Source organism: Liquorilactobacillus sicerae (assembly GCF_029916425.1).
Classification (GTDB): Bacteria; Bacillota; Bacilli; order Lactobacillales; family Lactobacillaceae; genus Liquorilactobacillus; species Liquorilactobacillus sicerae.
The window spans coordinates 1-600 of sequence record NZ_JAHAVQ010000108.1 but is presented as its reverse complement, the minus strand read 5'-3'; the positions used below and the strand labels follow the sequence as shown (position 1 = coordinate 600).

1 protein-coding gene is annotated in these 600 nt (G+C 29.7%); it reads left to right on the top strand.

Going from position 1 to position 600, the window contains the following annotated elements; genetic code table 11:
• On the top strand, positions 1 to 553 hold a 553-nt coding region (locus tag KH893_RS11485), incomplete at its 5' end, for a hypothetical protein (protein WP_281166238.1).
• Positions 554 to 600 lie beyond the last annotated feature (47 nt).

The following is a 600-nucleotide window of genomic DNA, read 5'->3' as shown; positions in this document are numbered from 1 at the left end:
GATAAACATGCCTTTACTGGAAGCTTTTAGTTTAATCTTTGCGATTTTTGCCGCTTTGTTCTGCTTAAGTTATGCACTGTTAAAAAAAGATCGAAGACATAAATTGATCGCTTTAGCTATAGTCCTAATCAGCATGATAATACTGATAATTTCAGTATCGATATCAGGCACAAAAACTAAATTCGCAGGAATAACTTTCAATAAAGAAAAAATAGCAAGTATAAAAGGAATCATTGAAAAAGAAAAAATTTTGTCAAAAGATTTAGTCAATTCAGATAGCAATGTAAAAAATAATCAAAGCAAGATTAATTCTGATAAAAAATCTTTAAATTTGTCTTGTAAAGAAGTGTCCGGCCAAAATTTACGCGATGAACAGATAACTGATCTGTTATCTGTTCAAGGACTAACAACCAAGTATGAGAAAACTTGCATGATGAGATATTTCATAAACGAAGAAATCAACAAATCAATTGCATATTCAATGAAAAATATTTCCAAAAAACAGGCTGAAGAAATAAGTGCAACAATGACTTATGGAGTTTTCGGATACTAAATGTTATCTTTAAACAGATTGAAAAAGGTTCCTACAAAGGACAATAA